Here is a 21,986-nt window from a genome sequence, read left to right as displayed (position 1 = left end):
TACCGGGTTCCGGCAGGGTCGATGCTCGTGAGCTTGCGGGGAAGGTTGCGCCCAGCCGGGCCGACAACGCTTGACCACGAGATCGCAATCCGAACTGGCATATGCCGCCGGGGCAGACGTTATGCCAATTCGGTTGCGACAAGTCAGGCTTGTTGTTTGAAGTCCCCGCCCACTACGCCAGCGGTGAACGCATCCCACGCACTCGGCGAAAACACCAGAGCGGGCCCGGTCGGGTTCTTCGAGTCACGCACGCCCACAACGCCGCCTTCGACCCACGCAACCTCGACACAAGAGGTCTGACCGCCACTGTAGCTACTCTTGAACCAATTCAATCTGGACAGTTCATTACTCATGATGCGTAACTCCTTGCTGCCCGTCTGAGCAGATCTCGCGTTTGCGTCTCATCCAGTGCTGCACTCCGTATAGCCGATGCAATCTCATGGTAGCGCCGCACGTCATCGGCATGCTCGAGATACAAGTCAGGCTTACCATTTCCCTCGAAATAGGCCAGGGGAGGCTCCACCACGCGCCCCCTGGCGTCGGTGCCGAAATCAAGAATCTCGAACGGTCCATGCAGCACTCCCCAGACGCATCCAGCCTGGAGCGGATGCACGCGCAGCGAGATGTTCGGCAGCTTGCCGATCTCGGCCAAGTGCCGCAACTGCGCTGCCATCACACGGGGTCCGCCGACAACGCGGTGTAGCGCCGATTCATGCAGCAGCAGTTCGAGTTTCACTGGATCTGCCTTGCGTGTGACGATAGTTTGCCGCTTCAGTCGCAGTTCGACCCGACGGTCGATGTCTTCCGGAGTGCTATCGCAGTAGAACGCGCCGATCAGTGCCCGCGCGTAGTCGGCGGTCTGGAGCAGGCCAAGCACGATCTCATGATAGGCAATCAGCCGACGTGCGGCCGGTGCCAACTCGACATACATATTGAATGTCGCATCGCTATACAGCCCGCCAAAGGCCGTGTACCACGACGTAACTCGCGCCTGCTTCGCAAGCTCGAGTGCGCGGGCGGTGTCTTCGGCGTCCACCTCGTAGAGTTCGCAGAGCGCCTGTATGTCGCGGACGCGGTACTTCTTCACACCGCCGGTCTCGATGCGTTGTAGCGCCGCTTTGCTCAGTTGCACGAGATGAGCGGCCCTGTCGAGAGACAGGCCGCTCCCCTCGCGTTCCTCGCGCAGGAAGCGCCCGAGTTGCCGCCGGGGCAGGGTCGATGGTTTATCGTCGCTGGTCATAGTTGTTTCATCCTCTGCAAAAGCGGATCGAATCGAGCATCGAACGCGAACCGAATTGCGCGCCGTCTGCGAACCGTTTCCTGGGTGTTTGCACGAATGGGCTTTGGGCCGTGCGAATGGCCCAGTCACTACCTGATCTCGTGGTTTTCTAGGTCGCACGTTCGGGTGACATCGCAGGTCGAAGCCTCGAAGCCTCGTCGAACTGCCGCAACCACAACAACTTCAGCTATGCGCATCGGTGGGATCGGACCCCACCCCTGTGACCAAACATAGCGATCGTTTTCGCCGGTCACCAGAACGCACTGTAAACCAGCACACCGACAATTTTCTGGGGAGGATCATGAACACCCGCACCATCGACCCACCGCCTTCGGTCGTGACGAGCGCGAGACCGAAAGCCATTGGGCTCGTCCGCAATGACGTATCCGGCCTCGACGCCGAGCGGCACGCCACTGCGGTGCAGCGGCACGCGCGCACGCTCGGCTATCAGTACCTCTACACGGTGCGGCCGCCCGACGGCATCGACGACTCGATCGGATACACCCTCGCCATCGCGGCTGGGCTCGGCGTCGAAACTATCGTCGTATTCGGCCTCGAGCAGGTGAACTGCCGTCCCGCGTTGATCTGCGACGCGGGGTTCGATCTGGAAACCGTTTGCCCGCCCGGCAAGTGGGCACGTTCAGCACAGCCTGTCCACCGCCTCGATACGGGGGCCGCATGAGGTGCGAAGACACCCTGATCACCCCGCCGACTATCTGCGATGCCGCCGAAATCGAGTTGGCGCACCGGCAGATGCGGCGACACCGCCGGTGCGGGATCGAGCGGTGCGCGTGGAAGTGGGTGGCCTATTACACGCTGGTGCATCACGGCCGGATCGCACCGCAGCGATTGAGCCCGCGCGAGCGCGCACATCGGCGCGGTGTCTACTTCCCGACCGACTCCGCCCACAGCCGAGCCGCGTGCGGATCCGAACTCCGTACCTTCCAGCAGGTGCTCGATGGGCTCGCGCAACTAGCGCAATCGCCGATCTATCCGGGCGAGGGCATCGGGAGGTGAAAAGCCCATGGGCGCATGGCAAATGGTGCACGGTGTCCTCGCGGTTCTCGGTGGCGGCGCGGTCGCCGTCGCCGGGGTGGCGTGCGTGTGGCCGATGAATCAACCACGCCGGAACCGGCCCGTCACATCTCGCTGCCCGCTACGACCGGTCGAGTGGCCGCCGGCGTGGACATGCGGCCCACCTGGTCGGCCGTTCACCCTCGCCGACGCCCATCAGGCGATGCAACTGCACCGCGACCACGACTGCGCCCGAAAGCGCGCCGCGTTCGACGCACTGGTGGCGGCCGGACGCATCCACCCCGATTCCGCACGCCGACACCGCCTGTGGGGAGAGCCATGGTGAACGACAACGAAAGTCGTCCGCGACATCCGGATTCGATTGCGGCACAAGCGCGTTTCCTCGAGGCCCGCGCCGAGCGCGCCGGATATCGACTCGTCCGAAACCAACAGCCGCCCTATGGCTGGATTCTGTTGGACGCCGAGGACGACGAGCGCATCTACAGCGGCAGCCTGGAACAGATCGATGCCTGGCTGAGGTCGTGATGGGGGCGCCGTCGGGGACTTCGTTGCCGGATGAACTGCCGGGCAACGATTTGTGGCCGCACCAGCTCGAGGCTGTCGAGAAGATCTGCGCCGAGTTGAGCGAAAGAGGCCGGGCCACAGCGGTCGCCGCGTGCGGGACCGGAAAGACACTGATCGGTGCGGAGTGCTCCACACGCCTGGTTCCCGATGGCTCGGTACTCATCGTGGTGCCGACCCTGGAGTTGTTGGCGCAGACCGCGCGTTCCTATGCACATCATCTCGGTTCCGCGGCCGGTGCGATCGCGGCGGTGTGCGGCGACAAACAGGCGACGGATTCGGTGGCCGGACTGCGGGCGGATATGTCCGGTCTACACGTGCCGGTCAGTACCGACCCTGTCGAGGTCGCCGGCTTCACTGGGCGCGGCGGGCGGGTCACGGTGTTCGCCACCTATGCGAGTCTGCCGGTCATAGTGGCCGCGCACGCTCAGAATGGGCTGGCGCGTTGGGGTTTGGTCATTGTGGACGAGGCCCATCGCACCGCCGGAATGCGGCGCCGGTGGGCGCAGATCCACGACGATCGGCTGGTGCCTGCCGCGCGGCGACTGTATCTGACCGCGACACCGCGGATCATGACCGTTGGTGGCGCCGACAGCGTGAGCATGGACGACCCGCGCGTATTCGGCCGACATGTCTTCCACCTGCCATTCGCGACCGCGATCGAGTCCGGGTTGCTCGCCGACTATCGCGTTGCGGTTGTGACGATTACCGACGGCGAGGTGGCGAAGCTGGCCGCCACCCACAAGATGGTGAGTGTCGATGGGCGCGCGGTATCGGCGCGCACGCTCGCCATGCAGGTCGCGTTGGCTAAAGCCGTGCGCGACTACGGGTTACGCCGTGTGATCACCTATCACGGCCGGGTCCTCGCGGCGACCCGCTTCGCCACCGGACTCGCGGCCGCGATCGAGTTGCTGTCCGAGGATGACAGGCCGCAACGGGAGGTGCGCGCCCACTGGGTCAGCGGGGATACGGCACCACGACACCGTCGTGCGGCGCTGGCCGCGTTACGACGACCCGGCAATGCCACTGTCGTGGTGTCGAACGCGCGGGTGCTTGCCGAGGGCGTAGATGTTCCGGCCCTGGACGCGGTGATGTTCGCCGATCCACGCGGCTCGGCCACCGACGTGGTGCAGGCTGTCGGGCGGGCCCTGCGGCGCGGCGGCGAGACAGGGAAAGTCGCGACGATCATCGTGCCGATCTTCCTCGCCGAAGGGGAGAATCCGATTGCGGCGCTCGATGGTTCGGACTTCGACACCGTTTGGCGGATAGTCCGGGCATTACGTGCGCACGACGAACGGATCGCCGACTACCTCGACCAGCGACGCCGGCCGCCGACCGACACACCCTGCGGGGCGAGCGGCTACCCGCCCGCCTGGCTGCACGTCAACGGCGCACCCGCGCGCATCAGTGACGAGTTCCATCGCGCGATCCTGCTGCGCACGGTGGCGACGACCACCTCACCATGGTGGGAGCATTACGGCGCCCTGGTGGCCTTTCACGCCGAGCACGGACACACCCGGGTCAGCCACGGCTATCGCACTCCCGAGGGCTATCCATTGGGTCAGTGGCTTGGGCGTTGCCGACGCGAATATCGGGCCGCGACACTGCGTTCCGACCGGGTCGCCAAGCTGGAAGCTCTTGGTGTGGAATGGGATCCGGACGCGACCAGATGGGCGGCGGGCATCGCCGCACTGCGCCGATACCGAGCCGAACACGGCGACGCGCACGTCGCCTCCGGCTACCGAGCGCCGGACGGTTATCGGCTGGGTGAGTGGTTGACGCAGTGCCGCAGTCGGTATCGCGCCCGGACGCTGCCCGCCTCACAAGTGGACGAGCTGGAAACCGTTGGGGTCGAATGGGATTCGCCCGCCACCAGATGGGAGCGCGGGATCACGGCATTGCGCGAGTTCCACGCCGCTCGCGGGCATGGATGTGTCACGGTCTCACATGTGACCGCCGATGGCTTCGAACTGGGGCGCTGGCTGCGCAAACGGCGCGAGCAATATCAGGCAGGCACGTTGTCGGCGGCGCGGGTCGCCATGATGGAATCGCTTGGCGTCGAATGGGATCCGGCCCGAAGTCGTCGTACGACGCGATGGAGAACGGCGATGAGCGCACTCGATACCTACCGGGCGGCATACGGCGATACGAATGTGCCGACCGGATATATCGGGCCCGACGGGTTCCGGCTCGGTAAGTGGCTGTGGCGTCGGCGCGCGGGGTTACGCGCCGGAACATTGCCCATTGAACAGATCACCGAATTAGCCACCGCAGGTGTCGATCTCGATGAACAGCGCTGGGTTGAGCGGCGGTGGCGTCGGCACCTCGAGGATCTCGCCGCCTTCCGTGCGGAGTACGGGCATGCCAACCCTGCTCAAAGGTATGTGACGCCAGAGGGATTGCGGCTCGGTTCGTGGATCAGTTCATGCCGAGTGGGGTATCGGTCGGGCACGTTGACCTGTGCGCAGATCGATGATCTGCGCCGGCTCGGTGTCGAGCTGAGTTCGCGGGTCGACGGCAATACGACACGCCTGCATAGAACTGGCTCTCGATCCGGCCCTGGTTGACGCGGCTGCTGCTGAGAAGACGGCTCGATCGCGACACGTTTCCAAATGTCGAAAACCCATGTCCAAGGACCTGATTGGTCAATGGGCGCCAGCTCGGCGAACGCTTGCGTGCTGGTCAACCGGCCGGTAGCGTCGAGCCGAGCTGTACAGGGGGCGGGAGCCGGGCCGGCCCGATTCGATAACCTCGACAGCAGTCGACGATCGGAAGGAACCACATGGCCAGCAGGGGGAACGCGGTGCGTGGTGCGGTTTTCGCGATCGGTGCTGTCGTGTTGGTGGGCGGGTGTGGGTCGTCGACCGATGGGGATGCCAAGCCTGCGGGGAGTACGACGAGTGCGGGGGCGACGTTGGCGGCTGCAGCACCAAACAGCTATGCGCCGTGCAAAGACGTTCCGCAAAGTGTGCTGGACTCCGAAAATTTGGGTATGCACATTTCCGCTGATGGAGATGCCACCGGCGGGGTCCAGTGGCGCGGCTGTCGATGGGTTCGACCAAACGGATACTCGGTAGGTATCCGGACAACGAACCTCACCATCGACCTAATCCGCAGCCGCAACTACCCCGAGACCACCGAGTTCACCATCGGCGGCAGGCGGGCGATCTCGACACGTCAGTTCGACGGCCCCTTCATAAACGAGGCATGCACGGTGAACGTCGAAATGAAGGGCGGCAGCCTCGAGTTCAATCTGAACAATCCCCCGTCGAATCGCGACACCGGCAGTACCGACTCCTGTGTATTCGCTCGCGGCTTAGCGGAAAAGGTCACTCCAACCCTGCCTGCCAACGCCTGACCGCAACATCACAGACCAGTCTGGGGAGGACACATATGGCAACCGACGACACGGCGGCAGCGGGCCCGCTAGCGAATCTGATCACTGAAGCCCATGGGGGCCGACTATCAGTGCGAATGGACCTCGAAAAATTCGTCTATGTTGACCGCGACTGTGAGTACTTCAAAGGTGTCATCCGTCTGATTCAAGGAACCATGACCGATATCTCTGCCATGCAGGATTGGGGTTTGGGTGAGACATTCCAACCACAAGACAGCCGGGATCTAGTGTCGAGCAAGACGATGGTCAAACGCTGGCGCGAGAAGTCTCAGGGCTCGGACAACAGCGTCTACGCGGTGATGGAGTCCCACTACAAGATCATCGAAGACTTCCAGACCTTGTTCCGCACCGTCCGCGAGCGCATAACCAGCGTCGACGCCGACCAAGCGGCCCGCTACACCCAGTTGGAGTCGACCTTGCCGCAGCAGGCACCTGCCACGGCAAAGATCTTCTCCTGGCCAGGTCTGTAAGAAAGGGCGATCAGTTGACCGGCAACGAGTCCACCCAAATTCCCCCGCACGGGGAGAACGTATTCAGCTGGGAACGCACCGACATCGAAGATGCGTTCAAGCCACTCGATCCCAAGAACGCGCACTCCGCCGCCGCGAGCTATTCCAACGCGGCAACCTACTGGGATCAAGGGCTGGAGACCTTCGCTCGTTCGGTTCAAGGCTCGATCGCCGAGTCATGGGAAGGTTCGGCCGCGGAAAGCGCCAAAAATGCGATCACCCGCTACGTGACTGACGCCCACACCCTGACGCCTCTGATCACACAGATATCCAACGACATGCAGGCCGCCGCCGACTCAGTCCGCAAAGTCGCCGACTCAGTCCCCGAAGCCAATCACCACTCCTGGACCGCGAACGTCTGGCCCCCTCGCGCCTCCGAAGAAGAACGCACCCGCAACGAAGCCACCGCCGGCGCCCGCAACGCCATGCTCGAAAACTATGTGAACAAATTCGCCTCCTTCGATGGAAACGTGCCCGTCCTGCCAACAGGGCTCAATCCGACGAATCCCTTGGATATCCCCGGGCCGATCGGTGGCGGTAACGGCGAAGACGACGGCGGTAACGGCAAGGGCGGCAACGGGTCCGGCAACGGGTCCGGCAACGACACCGGAAATGGCGGCGATTCGACCGAGGAGCCGACCACCCCGACCACCGAGGACCCCACCTCGAACGATTCCTCCGACACGTCGAACGATCAGCCGACCTCCTCGGACTCGACCAATCCGAGCAGCTCCTCCACACCGACCACACCCAGCTCGTCCACGCCGGACTCCCCCACCACCCCAGCTGGCTCCGGGTCTCCGAGTGGATCGGGCTTGCCCAGCGGATCGGGATCACCGAGCGGATCCGGTTCGCCAGGCGGGTCGGGCTCGCCTACTCCGGGTAAGAGCGTCACCGGCATTCCCGCAGGGGTCGGGGCGGCAGCGGCGGCTACCAATGCCGCCGCGAGCGGCAGTGGCCGATCCGGTATGCCGGGTATGGGCGGAATGGGTGCTGGGGCGGGTAAGGGCAAGCCCGAGGAAGGCACCCACGAGATACCGGATTACCTCATCAACGCCGCCAACACCGAAGAGTTGCTCGGTGAAATGCCGCGCACCGTCCCGGGCGGCGTGATCGGCGAGGAACCCGAACCTATGCCGCCACCGGCCCGCGGCTGACGCCACGGCGCATGGATGCGGCCGGTCGTCGCATCGGCAAAACGCATGTCGCAGTTACCATCTCGGCAACCGAGCATCGTCATGGATAGCACCTGTCCGCGACGGGCGAACCCGCCACGCACCTCGCTCGGACCACACGACCCACCCAGCACAACCCGATTGGATACCCCCTGATGGCTGAATGGAATTGGGAGCCCGACGATTTCGCCGCACTATGGTTCAGTCCGGCGAACGACCGGTTCCCCAATCCACTCCGCTTCACCAGCCGTTTCGCCTACCGCGACGACTTCGAGCTACACCGGGTAACCATGCGCGAGCGCTACTCCCATGACGAGCTCGAAGAAATCCAGCTCGCCCTCAACACCCTGTCCGAATCGACCATGCGCATCGAAATATTCGGCGGCACAACCCAACACAAGAATTCAAACGGCGGCACTCGCAGCTATCGCATTGTCGGCGCACGCACCGACTATCACGCAGTGTCATTGGCCCAAGCCACCTTCGCCGACACCAATGGCCCCATCCGCTGCCGACTGTTCCCCGTCGCGCATCTTCCATCCGAGCTGGTCAACTCCCTGCCTCGCTGCAAGCCGGGCAATCAACCATCCAGCACCTTCCACCCCGAAGACGTATACGGAAACCGCAACGGCCACATGGAAAGCGTCACCCACAATTCCCCCCGCGAACGCTACCAACGCCTACTGCACCGCCCCGCCGACGGCGGCGGCTCCGCCCTGCTCTACACCGGCGGCGTCAACACCCTCGCCGACCCCTTGACCACCGTGCAATGGCACGACATCACCAATGACGGCCGCTACACCGAACTACGCGGCCAGCACATCACCGTCCGCCCCACCGCCCCCACCGACCTCACCACCCAATTCACCACCTGGATAGACCGCGTCACCCAACGCCTCCGCGAGGCGGAAGAAGACAGCTGGTAGCGGGTCGGCCATCCATCCACGTCAGCTCGTGGCGCCGTCGACCAAAGGCGACGCCGGCCGGGCGCGATCATCAATCACGACCCGGCCGAACAATCTAAGCCGCCGCCAACTCTCGTTGAACCGTTGCGTCCCAGTCGATTCGGTATCGCTGCTCGGCGCCCATGGTCTTCTCCATATCCATGAACCGGACCATCAGGCGCATCATCAGCGGCATTATCTTGCGCGCCACCGGGCCGGGGGTTTTGCTGTGATTGACTTTCGCGGCGCGGGCCGCGATGCCCTGCACTCGTGTTCGGCGCAATTGTTCGTAGACGGCGAAGGCGGACGGGTCGTCGCCAGCCGGGACGGCAGGCAGATCACGCAGGCAGCGTGCCAGTTGGATACCGCTCTCGATGGCCAGCGACGCGCCTTGGCCGGAACTGTTCGACGGCGCGTGCACCGAATCGCCGACCAGTACCATCCGACCCCGATACCAGTGCGGCACCGGCGGCATAATGTGCAGTGCGCCAGTAGTTTCGAGGGCGTCCGCAGTGGTGTTGCGGGCGAATTCGCCGCCAGGGGTGTCCTCGGCGTAGGTCTCACGCAGTACCCGCAACCAGTGTTCGGCCGGGATTGCCCGCGCCTCGGACAGTGACAGGTATTCCGGGTGCGGGAGATTGGCGCCCCACATGATCCGGCCGGGTTCGGTCGCCCCGTACAGGTAGTACGCCCGCTTGCCGAAGGCGAAAGTCATTGTCCCCGGGGCAATATCGAGATCGCTGTCGATCATGGCGCCGAAGCCGAGCATGCCGGTGTACTCCGGTCCCGGCGCGTTCGAGTCGATGAGACTGCGCACGGTCGATCGAATACCGTCGGCGCCGATGAGCACGTCGGCGGTCGCCGAGCTGCCGTCGGCGAAATGCGCGGTGATGCCTTCGGCGTGCTCGTCGACCCCGATCAGGCGCTTGTTGTATTCGAAGGGGATGCCCGCGACGACCGCGTGGTCGTGCAATGCCTGATGCAGCTCGTTGCGGTCGACAAGTTGCAGCACCGCGTCAGGCAATCCCGGCATATTCAACTTCTTGTCGCCGACCGACATTTCCATGGCCGTTATGGTGGCGGCCATCTCGCGAATGCGGTCACCCGCGCCGATGACATCAAGGGCGGCAACACCGTTCGGTGCGAGCGCGAGCCCACTGCCGATACCGAAGGTGGGGCCGGGGTACGCCTCGTAGACGCGGGCTTCGATGCCCGCCTTGTGCAGCGCGGTCGCGGTAACGGGACCGGCGATGCCGCCGCCGATGACGAGTGCCGTGCGTGTTGTGGACATGGGTGTCTCCAGGTTTATGCGATGCGGATTGGTGTTCGATCCCCGAACCGACTCGCCTACCGCTCACCCAGTTATCCTGTGGTTGCCAACCTCGTGGCCGGGTGCGCTTGCGCGGGCACGGTTCGAGACGGTTACATCGGGCTCGGTGGCGGTGTTGCAGCACCGCACCGGGCCCGGTCTCGATGTTCGTTATCTCAGCGTTTGTTACCTCAGCGTTCGTTATCTCAGCCCGGCGGTCGCCGGGATCCGGTATCCGACGAAGGTGTCGAATCCGGCGTCATCCCCCCTTCTACCTGCTTGATGACCTCGGCGACCTCGATGCCGTCGGTATGGATCTGTCGCCACCAATCGACGCCGGGAAAACTTCCGGAGGCGATTTCGTCGCGGAATGAACGCGCCCACGCGGCCTCGGCTTCGGCCATCGCCAAACCGTATTCGGCCTCGATGACGAACAGTCGTGGCAATCCGGTAGTGATGAGTTTGCCGAATTCTCGGCGCGTGGCTTCGATGGTCTGATTCAGGGCTTCGATGCGCCGACCGAGCAACTCGACCACCTCATCGGGAGGCAACACCGAAAGTACCGAGAGCCCGGCGACGAACCGATGATGTTCGGGCTCCGGCGTGGCGATCAATTCCCTTGTCCAGTCCGCCATTTCGGCGCGACCGGCATCGGTGATCCGGTAGACGGTCCGCTCCGGGCGGGCGCCGTCGCGTTCACTGCCGACGACCTCGAGGAATCCGGCTTTCGCCATGTTCTGCACGACGGTGTAGAGCGAACCCCATTTGATGTCCATGTCGCGGTCTTTGCCGTGCGACTTCAACGTCGAGGCGATCTCGTAGCGATGCATCGGCCGTTCGATCATCACCGATAGCACCGCCAGCGCGAGCAGGTTGTTCACCTTGCGCTTCGTCGCCATAACCACCTCCGATTACTCGTATACGAATATACGTCTACGAGTATCGGGGCACAAGGGGTCAGGCGTGAACAGGTTCGCGCTCCCGGGCGTCCTCGTCGAGCAGCTTGGTCGCGATGTTCTCCAGGGCGCGCGACAACAACGCACGATCGGCGGGGTCATCGGAATCCCAGTCGTCTATGCGGCTGTCGAGCCAGCGCCGCCAGGCGGCCTTGATCCGGTCGACCTCGATACGGCCCGAATCGGTAAGTTCCAGTCGTCTCGGATCTTCGGTGAGGTAGCCGTCGATGATCAGCCGATCGAATACCGGACCGATCACCTCGGTGGGGACCTTGTGCGCGTACGCGATGGCATCCAGCGTGGCCACGCCACCGCCCCGGCTATGCACGTACACCTGACCCAGCGCCCAGGCTTGACCGTCGCTCAGCTGGGTCCCCGACTCCGCGACAATGCGCGGCCCGACCGGCCCCTCAGCGCGCGCCTTACGCATCGCCGCCGACACCGCCCGCTCCAGCAGCACGACCCGGTCCGGCGAATCCGGCACCGAAAAGCCCTCGCCCACATCGGAAGCCGCGGGACGGATGCTGTCGCGAAGTGGTACTTCCTGCAAGAACCAGGCGATCACGAAGCCGGCCAGCGCAACGGGCACCACCCACAGGAAGACATGGTCGATGGTCTTCGCGTAAGCGTCGATGATCGGGGCGGCCAGCTCCGGCGGCAGCGATCGCAGCGCCTGCGGATTCGCCGCGACCTCGGGCGGGACCACCTTCGTCTCGGTCAGCGCGGCGGTCAGGTTCGGGGCGAGCTGGTTGGTGTAGAGCGTGCCGAATATCGCGGTCCCGAAGGCGCTGCCGAGGGTACGGAAGAAGGTGACTCCCGAAGTGGCCGTACCCAATTGCGCGTATGGCACGGTGTTCTGCACAACGATGGTCAGCACCTGCATGGCCAGGCCGATGCCGAGACCGAGTATCAGCATGTACAACGACTCGAGCCAGATGCTGGTGCCGCGCCCCATCGTGGACATCAGGCCGAGCCCGATCGCCATCACCGCCGTACCCGCGATCGGAAAGTACCGGTAGTGGCCGGTCTTACCGACGACCTGTCCGGAAATGATCGACGTCACCAGCAAACCCGCCAGCGCCAGCTCGCGTGGTCGGTGAACAATCCGCCGAGCGTCGGGCCGATCACCGTGGTGACGCCGAAGACGGCGCCGAGCGCACCCTGGTATTTGCCGCGCTCGCGTAGCGGAATGATGTCGGCGATCAGGGCCATCGCCGTGACCATCAACCCGCCCGCGCCGACACCTTGCACGGCTCGCGCGATGATCAGCAGCAGCATGCCATTGGCCAGTCCGCGACCATCGAGCCCGCGATGAAAATCAACGCGCTGAGCTGGAACACCAGCTTGCGACCGAACAGGTCGCCGAGCTTGCCCGCCAGTGCCGTCGCCACCGCCTCGGCGAGTAAGTAGGAGGTAATCACCCAGGCCATATGCCCGGCGCCGCCGAGATCGGCGACGATCGTGGGCAATGCGGTGGAGACGATGGTCTGATCGAGGGCCGCCATCAGCATGCCCAGCACGATGGTGCCGAACACGATGTTGGTCCGCGCTCGACTCAATGGTGCGGGCCCGGGCTTCTCGGCGACAGCAACTACACCGGTCATCTGGCCAGTATGTGTCGATTCCGTGCACGGGTCGCGTGCGACACGGATAGCATGGCAAATCTGAGGCTAACCATCTGGCTGCCCGCGATCATCCCGGGGCAGACAGATCGAGGCCAAGGGTCTGGGCGAGCTGCGGCGACCTTCCCGCACTCGGACGCTAGTGGGCATGCTCACCTGACGCACCTGTATCGCCGCGTCAGCAAACAGCCGGGCCGCACAATCGGCGCAATGAATTTTTGCGTCTGAAACGATCCAGAGCCAAACTGTCATTCACTCTTCCCAGCAAACTTACCCAAGAGTAAGGTCGGCTCATGGCGTGGAAACCGACAGAAATTCCCGATCAGAGTGGGCGCATCTTCATCGTCACCGGAGCCAATGGCGGTCTCGGCGTCGAGACCACCACGATGCTGGCGGCCAAGGGCGCCACGGTGATCATGGCCTGCCGCAATGCGGAGAAGGCCGAGACGATCGCTGCCGGGATCTACGGTGACGTCCGCGTCGCGTCGCTGGATCTCGCGGATCTGGCATCGGTGCGCACGTTCGCCGACGCCACCGGTGAGTTCGATGTGCTGATCAATAACGCCGGGCTGATGAACATTCCGTTCTCGCGTACCAAGGACGGGTTCGAAACACAGTTCGGCGTCAACCATCTCGGACACTTCGCGCTGACCGGCCTGCTACTCGACCGCATGCGTGACCGGGTGATATCCATCTCCAGCATCGCCCACAAGCAGACCCCCAAGCTGTGGATCGATGATCTCAACTACGAAAACCGCCGCTACCAGCGAAATATGGCCTACGCCCAGTCCAAGCTGGCCAACCTGATGTTCGCAAGGGAACTCCAACACCGGCTGGCCGAATCCGGTTCCGGCAAGCGCTCCTACGGGGTACACCCTGGCGTCTCGGCGACCGACCTGTTCGCCAGGACCGAAACCCCGATCGATCGAATCAGTAAGCCGTTCATCCGGCTGATCGGCCACGCGCCCGCCAAGGCCGCCCACTCCATGCTGTTCGCGGCGACGATGCCCGATGCCGACCCTGACACCTACTGGGGCCCGACCCGCTTATTTCAGAGCCGGGGACCGGTCAAGGCCGCACCGTCCACCAAATTGTCGAAGAACCGAGAATTGCAGCGGCGGCTCTGGGAAGAATCCGAGCGGATGACTGGGATCTCCTACAAGTTCTGACCGGAAGCGAGTTCTGCCCGCAACGGCGCCGCCGCAGGTGTTATCCGCGGCTCGCGCGACGGTAGCCGACCGCGGCGGGGACGGCGAACACGACGATCGCGCCGAGTGCCCAGATGACGGTCAGGATGAGCGAATGTGCCAGCGGGCCGCCCAGTGCGAGGGCGTGCATCGCATCGACCGCGATCGAGAGCGGCTGGTTGCGCACGACCGGCTGGATCCAGGTGGGGTAGGCGGCCAGCGGTACGAAGCCAGTGCTGAAGAACATCAGCAATGGGGTGAGGACCGCAATGGCTTCCACTAGGGTCACTTTCGCGGTGAAGACGGCGATCGCGGTGACAAAGGTCGCGAAGGCGAGTCCGAAAAGCACTGGCAGCAACAAGAATACGACTGCGGCGAAGACACCGTTCTCGAATCGGAAGCCGAGTAGGAAGCCGACCAGGACAACCGTGACTGTTCCCGCGAGGATGCGACAGCCCTCGGCGAGAATTCTGGCCGCCAGACCGGAGGCCCGGTGCACCGGAAGCACCCAGAATCGGGCGAGCAACCCGGCCTCGCGTTCGCGGCCGAGCATGACACCACTGGCCACCGCACCCGAGAGCGCACCGACGATGGCCACCATCGGCACGGAACCATAGAGCGCGTCGCCGCCGGTGAACTTTTGGATCTGACCACCGATGACGGTATCGAGCATCACCAGCAGCAGACAGGGGACGATCAACGTCTCCAGCAGAGCGACCGGGTTGCGCGCCGAACGCAACAACAGCCGTTGAGTCTGCAACAGAGTGTGGCGCACCAGCACGGCAGTCGATGTCTCCGAATCGCGAATCGCAGGCGAAACGAACAAGGTCATCACGCCCTCCTCGAACCAAGCCGAAAGGCCAGCAGCACGAAGAGAACCAGCGGCCCGAGCGCCCACAGCAGCGGCGGTCCCATCAGTGACCATGTCACTTCGCCCGCGTTGCCCTTGGTGTCCCCCGCCAAGGCCCGTAGCGCGATCGCGAACTGCGAGACCGGCTGGTTGCGCACGAACGGCTGTACCCAGTGCGGGAATTGGCTGGCCGGAGCCAGCCCCGTCGACAGCAGGCCGAATATCAACGGCGGCAGTATCAGCATCTGCGTCACCGTCTCGGGGCTCTTCGCCAGCATTCCGATCACATCCGCGCCGAGCGTCAGACCGATGCCGACCACGATCGAGAAAGCCAGGAAACCGAGCGTATGCACGGCGTCGAGCCGGAACCGGAAGCCGATGATGTGGCCACACATGATGGCGGCGGCCAGCGCGATACCCAGTCGGAAGACATTGCCGGACATGCGGGCCGCGACGGGTATCAGCACGGCGATAGGCATCGCGCCGAAGCGCCGATCGAGCCCGGCGACGGCATCGGTCGCGGACCGGAACGCGGCCGCGATCGCGGTGAACGACGCCGCCTGCAGGATCACCAACGGCATCATGTACTGCGCGTAGCTGCTGAAACCGTTGCCGGAGAAGGTCATTACGTTCTTCAGCGGAAGGTAGAAGCTGGCGGTGAATGCCGCGGGAGCGACCACCGAGCTGAGTATCTCGCCGGTCTTCAGCGACGGCACGATCAGCCGCGAGGTGAGCACCCACCACTGTCGCACGCTCGCCGGTGCGGCGCGTGCGGTGCTGAGCCAGGTGCCCGCGCTCATGTCGCCCGCGCACCATCCGCCGCGGCCAGATGGCCGGTGATCTGGAGGAATACGTCGTCGAGCGAAGGTCTGCGTAGTGCGATTTCGACCATTTCGATATCCGCGGCGTCCAGCCGGCGCAGTGCCTCGGCGAGGGTCTTGGCGCCGTCGGGGGCGGGGATGGTGATGCGATCGGAATCGGGCGTGAGCGCGGTGCGGATGTCGGCGGGCAGCAGTGAGTCCAGCGCCGACGCGACGGCGGCGAGATCCTTCAGATCCAGCGGCACTATCTCGCAGTAACTACCACCGGTGCGCGACTTCAGCTCGTCGGCGGTGCCGTGCGCGATCACCACACCGCGATCGATTACGACCACACGGTCGCAGAGCGCGTCGGCCTCCTCCAGATACTGTGTGGTGAGCAGGGTGGTGATGCCATTACGCCCGAAACTGTCCACCAGGTCCCATACCCCCTGCCTGCTGCGCGGATCCAGACCCGTGGTCGGCTCGTCCAGGAACACCACATCCGGCCGCACCACCAGGCCGCACGCGATATCGATGCGCCTTCGCATACCACCCGAGTAGGTACCGACCCGGCGTCCCGCCACATCGAGGAGGTCGAATTCGGTGAGCAGTTCGCCCGCCCGCGCCCTGGCGACGCTCTTGCCCAGCCCCATCAACCGGCCGAACAGCACCAGATTCTCGGAGCCGGTGAGCATATCGTCGAGCGCGGCGAACTGCCCGGTCAGCATGATGCACCGGCGCACCGCCGCCGCGTCGGCGACGACATCGTGTCCCGCGACCGACGCCCGCCCCCGATCCGGAGCGATCAGGGTCGACAAGATATTCACCATCGTCGTCTTGCCCGCCCCATTCGGGCCGAGAATGCCGAGCACCTCCCCCGGTGCCGCCGCGAAATCGACACCGCGCAGCGCGGTGACGGCGCCGAACGACTTCTCGATGCCCTCGACGAGGACGCCACTATCGGAACTCATCGGCTGCCTCCCAGCTGCTCGTCGAGCTGCCCGATGAGATCATTTTCCTCTCGAAGATCGCCTCGGGTGGCGTCTTCGCCGATGTCCGATGATCTCGTCACCTGGCCGTGGTCTGCCGGGTCGCGATGGTTGTGCGTTCGGACCTGCTCCTACGTGACGTGTAGTAGACGGGTACCGTGGTAGCCGTGTCCGCTCCACCTCACCGCCCGGCACACAATCGCCCGGCCCTCATCGCGCTGGTGATTGTCGCTGCCCTCGGCTGCCTGGCGCTCAGCTGGTGGCAGTGGCAGCGGTTCGAGTCCTCCAGCGGCACTGGCCAAAATCTGGGCTATGCCCTGCAGTGGCCGCTGTTCGCGGCTTTCGCGGTGTTCGCGTATTTCCGATTCGTGCGCCTGGAACGCGAGTCCGAGGACAACGACCGTGCGGAGCACAACACCGCGAAGCCGGAACGCTCCGCGAAAACCGTTGCGCTGCGCGAGATACCGGAAGGCTTGCTGCCCGAGCGCCCGAAGGCCGTCCGACACGACGACCCCGTGCTCGCCGAGTACAACAGCTATCTTGCCCAGCTGCACGCCAACGACCTCGACGAGCAAATCCGCACCGCGGGTCTGCCCGCCCGCCACACCGAACGGAGCGCCGGTTGACCACCAGCGAGAACTCGACCGAGACATCCACCGACGCAACGCAGGCCCAGCCCGCCAAGCCTCCGACCGACCTGAGCAAGATCACCGGAGCCCTGCAGCGCTACCGGGCACTCGCGTGGTTCACCGGCCTGTGGCTGCTGCTGCTGACCGCCGAAATCATCGCCAAGTACGGCTTCGGTGTACACACCCCGGGCTGGATCGCGGTCGTGCACGGCTGGGTGTACTTCGTCTACCTGCTGGTCACCGCGGACCTCGCGGTCAAGGTTCGCTGGCCGGTGCTGCGTACCGTCGGCACCCTGATCGCGGGCACCATCCCGTTGCTGTCCTTCTTCGTCGAGCATGTCAATGCGAAGAAGGTCAAACAGGACTTCAGCATCTGACCGGACGCGGTCTCAGTCCGTGAGCGCGGCGAGTACCGGAACCAACCGCGTCAGTGCGCGCCCGCGATGGGAGACCGCGTTCTTCTCGGCGGGCGTCAACTGCGCGGCGGAAACCTCGCCGCCGTCGGGAACGAACAGCGGGTCATAACCGAAACCGCCCTCGCCGACGGGCTTGCGCGCGATCGCGCCGGGCCATTCACCGCGCACCACCGTCTCGGCACCACCCGGCACCACCAGGGCGCACGCCGAAACGAACTGTGCCCCGCGCCGCTCATCGGGCACATCGCCGAGCTGAGCCAGCAACAGCACATTGTTGGCCTCGTCAGCACCATGGCGACCAGCCCAGCGTGCCGACAGCACGCCCGGCATGCCGTTCAAGGCGTCCACGGAAATACCGGAATCGTCCGCGACACAAGCCAACCCGGTAGCCGCCGCGCCATCACGCGCCTTGGCCAGCGCGTTCTCCTCGAATGTCGCACCGGTCTCGGGCGCCTCGTCGTAGGCGGGCACATCATCGAGGCCGATGATCTCGATGCCCGCGATACCGGCGTCATCGAGAATGCGCCGCAGCTCGTTCAGCTTTTTCGCATTACGGCTCGCGACCAGAACTCGACGCGCCATTATTTGCGCTTCGACGATTCGGCGGGCTCGGGCAGCGAACCGGGATACGGCAGTGCCAGTGCCTCTTTCTGCACCACGAACAATTGCTCGCAGCCGGCCAGCGCCGAATCCAGCATCTTGTCCAGAGTAGAGCGCGGGAAGGTGGCGCCCTCGCCGGTGCCCTGGATCTCCACCAGGGTGCCGGTGTCGGTGGCGACCACATTCATATCGACCTCGGCGCGTGAATCCTCTTCGTAGGGCAGATCGAGCCGTACTCGACCGTCCACCACGCCGACACTCACCGCGGCGATCACGCACGAGATCGGCTGCGGATCGTTGAGCCTGCCTGCCGCGGCCAGATACGTCACCGCGTCCGAAAGCGCGACGTAGGCGCCGGTGATCGCGGCGGTCCTGGTGCCGCCATCGGCTTGCAGGACATCGCAGTCGATCGCAATGGTGTTCTCACCGAGGGCCGCCAGGTCGATGCAGGCGCGCAGCGACCGGCCGACCAGCCTGCTGATCTCCTGGGTCCGGCCACCGACCTTGCCCTTCACCGACTCGCGCCCGCTGCGGGTGTGCGTTGCCGCGGGCAGCATCGCGTATTCGGCGGTGAGCCAACCGAGTCCGGAGTCGCGCCGCCACGGCGGCACGCCCTCGGTGACGCTCGCGGTGCACATCACGCGGGTCTGACCGAACTCCACCAGCACGGAACCGGCTGGATGCCCGGTGAATCCACGGGTGATCCGTACCTCGCGGAGTTCATCGTCCGCCCTGCCATCGGCTCGTCTTGACACGGGGCACAGCCTAGTGGACCGGTCAGATGTCGAAGGTTTCACCCGGTGCTACGGCATGTACCGGGCCGGAGAACTGTGCCTTCGCCTCGGCGATGACATCCTCGCGCGAGGTCCACGGCGGAATGTGGGTGAGCAGCAGTTCCTTCACCCCGGCCCGGGCCGCGATGGTGCCCGCCTCCGTGCCCGAAAGATGAATCCCGGGAGGACGATTCGCCGGATCGTGGGTCCAGGACGCCTCGGCCATGAGAATGTCAGCACCGTCCGCCAGTTCCTGCACGGCATCGCACATCGCCGTGTCGCCGGTGTAGACGAAGGTCCGTCCCGCGGCGGTGACGATGCGCAGCCCATAGGACTCCGGCGGGTGGAACATCCGCCGCGCCGCCACCGTATGCCCCGGACCGAATTCGATCTGCTCGCCCTCACCCCACACACGGTGATCGATTACGTCCGACCAATCGTCACATTCGCCACCGACCTCGGCGGAGGCATTGCCGATGCGTTGCGCGCTGTCGGAGGGACCGCGCACGATCGCCCGACCGACAGGTGGCGACGGATGGTAGCGCCGCCACACCAGCAGTCCGGGCAGATCGAGGCAGTGATCGGCGTGCAGGTGGGTCAGGAAGATATCGACCTCACCGGGGTCGGCGTGGTGCTGCAATGCGCCGAGCACGCCCGGTCCGAAATCGATGACCACCGGCGTCATATCCGGTCCGGTCAACAGGTATCCCGACGCTGGGGAGTCCGGGCCGGACACACTGCCCGAGCACCCGAGGACGGTAAGGCGCATTCCCTCATGCTGCCACGAAGATTTCTCGCTCAAGAAAGGATCCCCCCATCTCTCGACTGGCCGCACGATTACCGTGGTGACGCACTGATTCCGGCGCGATTCTCGCGGCGGTTCCGTCGTTCATCACCAGAGAGTACCCAGCCCGCGAGCACTCCACCCACCGCCCCGAAAAGGTGTCCCTGCCAAGAGATTCCAGCTTGGCCGGGCAATACACCCCACAGCAACGACCCGTACACGGCCAAAACCACCAGCCCGATGACGATCTGGGTGATATTGCGGGCGAACCATCCGCGCGAGATCAGGAACGTCAGCCAGCCGAATACCAGTGAGGACGCACCGAGATGCACCGAGCCGGAGGCTCCGGTGAGCCAGGTACCGAGGCCGGCGACAACCCAGATGATCGCGGTGGCGGCCAGCCCGCGCCCGATGCCTGCCAGCAGTGCCATGAACCCCAGCACCAGCACCGGGACGGTATTGCCGATCAGGTGTTCCCAGTTCGCGTGCAGTACCGGCGCCCACAGGATTCCCCACAGCCCGTCGGCCTGGCGCGGCTCGATGCCTGCTCGATCGAGGTCGTGATCGCTGACGGTGTCGACGCCTTCGATGCCATAGAGCAGCGCGACGAACCCGGCGATCAGAATCCCGGCGCGCATCCAGAGTTGCTTGACGGCGCCGAGGTTGTCGGACCTCTTGGCCGGGCTCGGCGCGCCGGGCGGTGTCGGTCCGGGCGGTACGCTCGGTGGTGTCGTCCCGACCGGGTTTCCCAGCTGCGCTCGTAGCGCGGCGATCCGATCCGGGTCGAACGGCGACCCGATTCCCGCACCACCGGTCATCGCAACCTCCTCGTCGAGCAGGGCATCGCACGGGTGTTCCTTCGGTTGCGCGCACGCCCCTGTCTGTTCGAGGGTACCGGGGGTCGAGCAGTCCTCAGGCCCAGAGTTGGCCGTCGAGCCGTTCTTCCGCCTCTTCGAGAGTGCCGTCGTAGGCACCGGTGGACAGGTATTTCCAGCCACCATCGGCGACCACGAACGCGATATCGGCCCTGTCACCCGCCTTCAGCGCCTTACGCGCCACACCGAGTGCCGCGTGCAGGATCGCACCGGTCGAGATACCGGCGAAAATGCCTTCCTCCAAGACCAATTCGCGCGTGCGCTTGACCGCGTCGTACGGTCCGACCGAGAACCTGGTCGTCAACACCGACTCGTCGTAAAGCTCCGGGATGAAGCCCTCGTCGATATTGCGCAATCCATAGACGAGTTCGCCGTAGCGCGGTTCGGCGGCGACGATCTCGATGCCGGGCACTTTCTCGCGCAGGTAGCGGCCGGTCCCCATCAGCGTTCCGGTGGTGCCGAGCCCAGCGACGAAGTGGGTGATCTCGGGCAGGTCGGCGAAGATCTCCGGACCGGTCGTCTCGTAATGTGCCAGCGCGTTCGCGGGATTGCCGTACTGGTAGAGCATCACCCAGTCCGGATGCTCCGCCGCGATCTGCTTGGCCTTGGCCACGGCCTGATTCGAACCACCCGCGGCCGGCGAATCGATGATCTCGGCACCGAACATGGTCAGCAGCTGCCGACGCTCCACCGAGGTGTTCTCCGGCATCACGCACACCAGCCGGTACCCCTTGAGCTTGGCCGCCATCGCCAGCGAGATTCCGGTATTGCCGCTGGTGGGTTCCAGAATCGTGCAACCGGGCGTCAGCAGGCCGTCGGCCTCGGCCTGTTCGATCATGCGCAGCGCGGGCCGGTCCTTGATGGACCCGGTCGGGTTGCGGTCCTCCAGCTTGGCCCACAGCCGCACCGGATTTTCGCCATCCCATCGCGGCGACAGGTTGCGCAGCCCGACCAGCGGGGTGTTGCCCAGTGTCGCGATCAGCGATTCATAACGTGCCACGGGTAGCTCAACCGCCAGCGACGGCGGGCAGGATGGTCACGGTCGCCCCCTCGGGCACCTCGGCCGCGAGGCCACCGGAGAAACGCACATCCTCGTCGTCGACGTAGATATTGACGTAGCGGTTCAGCTTGCCATCTTTGAGCAGCCGCTCGGCCAGGCCGGGATGGTTGACCTCGAGATCATCGATCAGTGCGGACAGCGTGGCGCCGCTGCCCGCGACGCGCTTCTCGCCGCCGGTCAGGCCACGCATGATCGTCGGGATGGATACGGTTACCGACATGGGGACTCCTCGATTT

General features: G+C 64.8%; 25 protein-coding genes and 1 pseudogene. 12 read left to right on the top strand and 14 right to left on the bottom strand.

Features of this window, described 5'->3' with window-relative positions; genetic code table 11:
- Window positions 1-143 precede the first annotated feature (143 nt).
- Together LKE06_RS12920 and LKE06_RS12915 are read right to left on the bottom strand one after the other, a co-directional pair.
- Complete coding sequence (locus tag LKE06_RS12920) at window positions 144-353, bottom strand: DUF397 domain-containing protein (RefSeq protein WP_227998867.1); 210 nt, start codon at window positions 351-353, stop codon at window positions 144-146.
- Window positions 350-1,240: a helix-turn-helix domain-containing protein gene (locus tag LKE06_RS12915; protein WP_227998866.1), complete on the bottom strand. Its 891-nt coding sequence runs from the start codon at window positions 1,238-1,240 to the stop codon at window positions 350-352. The genes LKE06_RS12920 and LKE06_RS12915 overlap by 4 nt, the downstream gene beginning before the upstream one ends.
- 340 nt (window positions 1,241-1,580) lie before the next feature.
- Here LKE06_RS12915 and LKE06_RS12910 point away from each other — a divergent pair, with 340 nt between their 5' ends.
- The 9 genes from LKE06_RS12910 (at window position 1,581) to LKE06_RS12870 (ending at window position 8,882) form a co-directional block, all read left to right on the top strand.
- Window positions 1,581-1,961 carry a hypothetical protein gene (locus LKE06_RS12910; protein ID WP_227998865.1) on the top strand — a complete coding sequence of 127 codons (381 nt, stop codon included), beginning with the start codon at window positions 1,581-1,583 and terminating at the stop codon, window positions 1,959-1,961.
- Window positions 1,958-2,296, top strand: coding sequence for a hypothetical protein (locus LKE06_RS12905; RefSeq protein WP_227998863.1), 339 nt, complete (start codon window positions 1,958-1,960; stop codon window positions 2,294-2,296). Before LKE06_RS12910 ends, LKE06_RS12905 begins: the two co-directional genes overlap by 4 nt.
- A gap of 7 nt (window positions 2,297-2,303) precedes the next feature.
- Window positions 2,304-2,639: a hypothetical protein gene (locus LKE06_RS12900; protein ID WP_227998861.1), complete on the top strand. Its 336-nt coding sequence runs from the start codon at window positions 2,304-2,306 to the stop codon at window positions 2,637-2,639.
- A complete protein-coding gene (locus tag LKE06_RS12895; RefSeq protein WP_227998859.1) occupies window positions 2,636-2,839 on the top strand; it encodes a hypothetical protein in 204 nt (67 codons plus the stop codon). The genes LKE06_RS12900 and LKE06_RS12895 overlap by 4 nt, the downstream gene beginning before the upstream one ends.
- 23 nt (window positions 2,840-2,862) lie before the next feature.
- On the top strand, window positions 2,863-5,442 hold the full coding sequence (locus tag LKE06_RS12890) for a DEAD/DEAH box helicase (protein WP_227998858.1): 2,580 nt from the start codon (window positions 2,863-2,865) through the stop codon (window positions 5,440-5,442).
- Between the two features lie 215 nt (window positions 5,443-5,657).
- Window positions 5,658-6,233 carry a DUF3558 domain-containing protein gene (locus LKE06_RS12885; RefSeq protein WP_227998855.1) on the top strand — a complete coding sequence of 192 codons (576 nt, stop codon included), beginning with the start codon at window positions 5,658-5,660 and terminating at the stop codon, window positions 6,231-6,233.
- Window positions 6,234-6,427: 194 nt separating this feature from the next.
- A complete protein-coding gene (locus tag LKE06_RS12880) occupies window positions 6,428-6,742 on the top strand; it encodes a hypothetical protein (protein ID WP_227998854.1) in 315 nt (104 codons plus the stop codon).
- Between the two features lie 14 nt (window positions 6,743-6,756).
- Complete coding sequence (locus tag LKE06_RS12875; RefSeq protein WP_227998852.1) at window positions 6,757-7,938, top strand: WXG100 family type VII secretion target; 1,182 nt, start codon at window positions 6,757-6,759, stop codon at window positions 7,936-7,938.
- A 173-nt stretch (window positions 7,939-8,111) separates the two neighbouring features.
- Window positions 8,112-8,882 carry an ESX secretion-associated protein EspG gene (locus LKE06_RS12870; RefSeq protein ID WP_227998850.1) on the top strand — a complete coding sequence of 257 codons (771 nt, stop codon included), beginning with the start codon at window positions 8,112-8,114 and terminating at the stop codon, window positions 8,880-8,882.
- A 94-nt stretch (window positions 8,883-8,976) separates the two neighbouring features.
- Here LKE06_RS12870 and LKE06_RS12865 read toward each other — a convergent pair whose 3' ends face one another.
- The 3 genes and pseudogenes from LKE06_RS12865 to LKE06_RS12855 form a co-directional block, all read right to left on the bottom strand.
- Entirely contained in the window at window positions 8,977-10,191 is a 1,215-nt protein-coding gene (locus LKE06_RS12865; protein WP_227998849.1) for an FAD-dependent oxidoreductase, read from the bottom strand.
- A 224-nt stretch (window positions 10,192-10,415) separates the two neighbouring features.
- Window positions 10,416-11,108 (bottom strand): PadR family transcriptional regulator, encoded by a 693-nt coding sequence (locus LKE06_RS12860; protein WP_227998848.1) that lies wholly within the window; start codon window positions 11,106-11,108, stop codon window positions 10,416-10,418.
- Between the two features lie 58 nt (window positions 11,109-11,166).
- Window positions 11,167-12,769 (bottom strand): annotated as a pseudogene (locus LKE06_RS12855) (MDR family MFS transporter).
- Window positions 12,770-13,080: 311 nt separating this feature from the next.
- Between LKE06_RS12855 and LKE06_RS12850 the strand changes: the two are divergent.
- Window positions 13,081-13,956: an oxidoreductase gene (locus LKE06_RS12850; protein ID WP_227998847.1), complete on the top strand. Its 876-nt coding sequence runs from the start codon at window positions 13,081-13,083 to the stop codon at window positions 13,954-13,956.
- Between the two features lie 40 nt (window positions 13,957-13,996).
- Here the strand turns inward: LKE06_RS12850 and LKE06_RS12845 are convergent, their stop codons facing one another.
- The 3 genes from LKE06_RS12845 to LKE06_RS12835 are packed head-to-tail and all read right to left on the bottom strand — an operon-like array spanning window position 13,997 to window position 16,595.
- Window positions 13,997-14,806, bottom strand: coding sequence for an ABC transporter permease (locus tag LKE06_RS12845; RefSeq protein ID WP_227998845.1), 810 nt, complete (start codon window positions 14,804-14,806; stop codon window positions 13,997-13,999).
- On the bottom strand, window positions 14,806-15,624 hold the full coding sequence (locus tag LKE06_RS12840; protein ID WP_227998844.1) for an ABC-2 transporter permease: 819 nt from the start codon (window positions 15,622-15,624) through the stop codon (window positions 14,806-14,808). Before LKE06_RS12840 ends, LKE06_RS12845 begins: the two co-directional genes overlap by 1 nt.
- Window positions 15,621-16,595 (bottom strand): ATP-binding cassette domain-containing protein, encoded by a 975-nt coding sequence (locus LKE06_RS12835; protein ID WP_227998842.1) that lies wholly within the window; start codon window positions 16,593-16,595, stop codon window positions 15,621-15,623. The genes LKE06_RS12840 and LKE06_RS12835 overlap by 4 nt, the downstream gene beginning before the upstream one ends.
- 185 nt (window positions 16,596-16,780) lie before the next feature.
- Between LKE06_RS12835 and LKE06_RS12830 the strand changes: the two genes are divergently transcribed.
- Together LKE06_RS12830 and LKE06_RS12825 are read left to right on the top strand one after the other, a co-directional pair.
- Window positions 16,781-17,239 (top strand): transcriptional regulator, encoded by a 459-nt coding sequence (locus LKE06_RS12830; RefSeq protein ID WP_227998841.1) that lies wholly within the window; start codon window positions 16,781-16,783, stop codon window positions 17,237-17,239.
- On the top strand, window positions 17,236-17,619 hold the full coding sequence (locus LKE06_RS12825; RefSeq protein WP_227998839.1) for a DUF3817 domain-containing protein: 384 nt from the start codon (window positions 17,236-17,238) through the stop codon (window positions 17,617-17,619). Before LKE06_RS12830 ends, LKE06_RS12825 begins: the two co-directional genes overlap by 4 nt.
- Before the next feature lie 12 nt (window positions 17,620-17,631).
- Here LKE06_RS12825 and rdgB read toward each other — a convergent pair whose 3' ends face one another.
- The 6 genes from rdgB to LKE06_RS12795 all read right to left on the bottom strand — a co-directional run bounded on the left by rdgB (window position 17,632) and on the right by LKE06_RS12795 (window position 21,970).
- A complete protein-coding gene (gene rdgB / locus LKE06_RS12820) occupies window positions 17,632-18,240 on the bottom strand; it encodes an RdgB/HAM1 family non-canonical purine NTP pyrophosphatase (RefSeq protein WP_227998837.1) in 609 nt (202 codons plus the stop codon).
- Complete coding sequence (gene rph / locus LKE06_RS12815) at window positions 18,240-19,013, bottom strand: ribonuclease PH (protein ID WP_227998836.1); 774 nt, start codon at window positions 19,011-19,013, stop codon at window positions 18,240-18,242. The genes rdgB and rph overlap by 1 nt, the downstream gene beginning before the upstream one ends.
- 22 nt (window positions 19,014-19,035) lie before the next feature.
- On the bottom strand, window positions 19,036-19,800 hold the full coding sequence (locus tag LKE06_RS12810) for a cyclic nucleotide-degrading phosphodiesterase (RefSeq protein WP_227998834.1): 765 nt from the start codon (window positions 19,798-19,800) through the stop codon (window positions 19,036-19,038).
- Between the two features lie 68 nt (window positions 19,801-19,868).
- On the bottom strand, window positions 19,869-20,633 hold the full coding sequence (locus LKE06_RS12805) for a rhomboid family protein (RefSeq protein WP_227998833.1): 765 nt from the start codon (window positions 20,631-20,633) through the stop codon (window positions 19,869-19,871).
- A gap of 94 nt (window positions 20,634-20,727) precedes the next feature.
- Window positions 20,728-21,690: a PLP-dependent cysteine synthase family protein gene (locus LKE06_RS12800; protein ID WP_227998831.1), complete on the bottom strand. Its 963-nt coding sequence runs from the start codon at window positions 21,688-21,690 to the stop codon at window positions 20,728-20,730.
- Window positions 21,691-21,697: 7 nt separating this feature from the next.
- On the bottom strand, window positions 21,698-21,970 hold the full coding sequence (locus tag LKE06_RS12795; protein WP_227998830.1) for a MoaD/ThiS family protein: 273 nt from the start codon (window positions 21,968-21,970) through the stop codon (window positions 21,698-21,700).
- Window positions 21,971-21,986 lie beyond the last annotated feature (16 nt).

Origin of the sequence: Nocardia australiensis, assembly GCF_020733705.1 — a bacterium.
GTDB lineage: Bacteria > Actinomycetota > Actinomycetes > Mycobacteriales > Mycobacteriaceae > Nocardia > Nocardia australiensis.
Note: the sequence above shows the minus strand (reverse complement) of the source record. Positions and strands in the feature narration are given on the sequence as shown.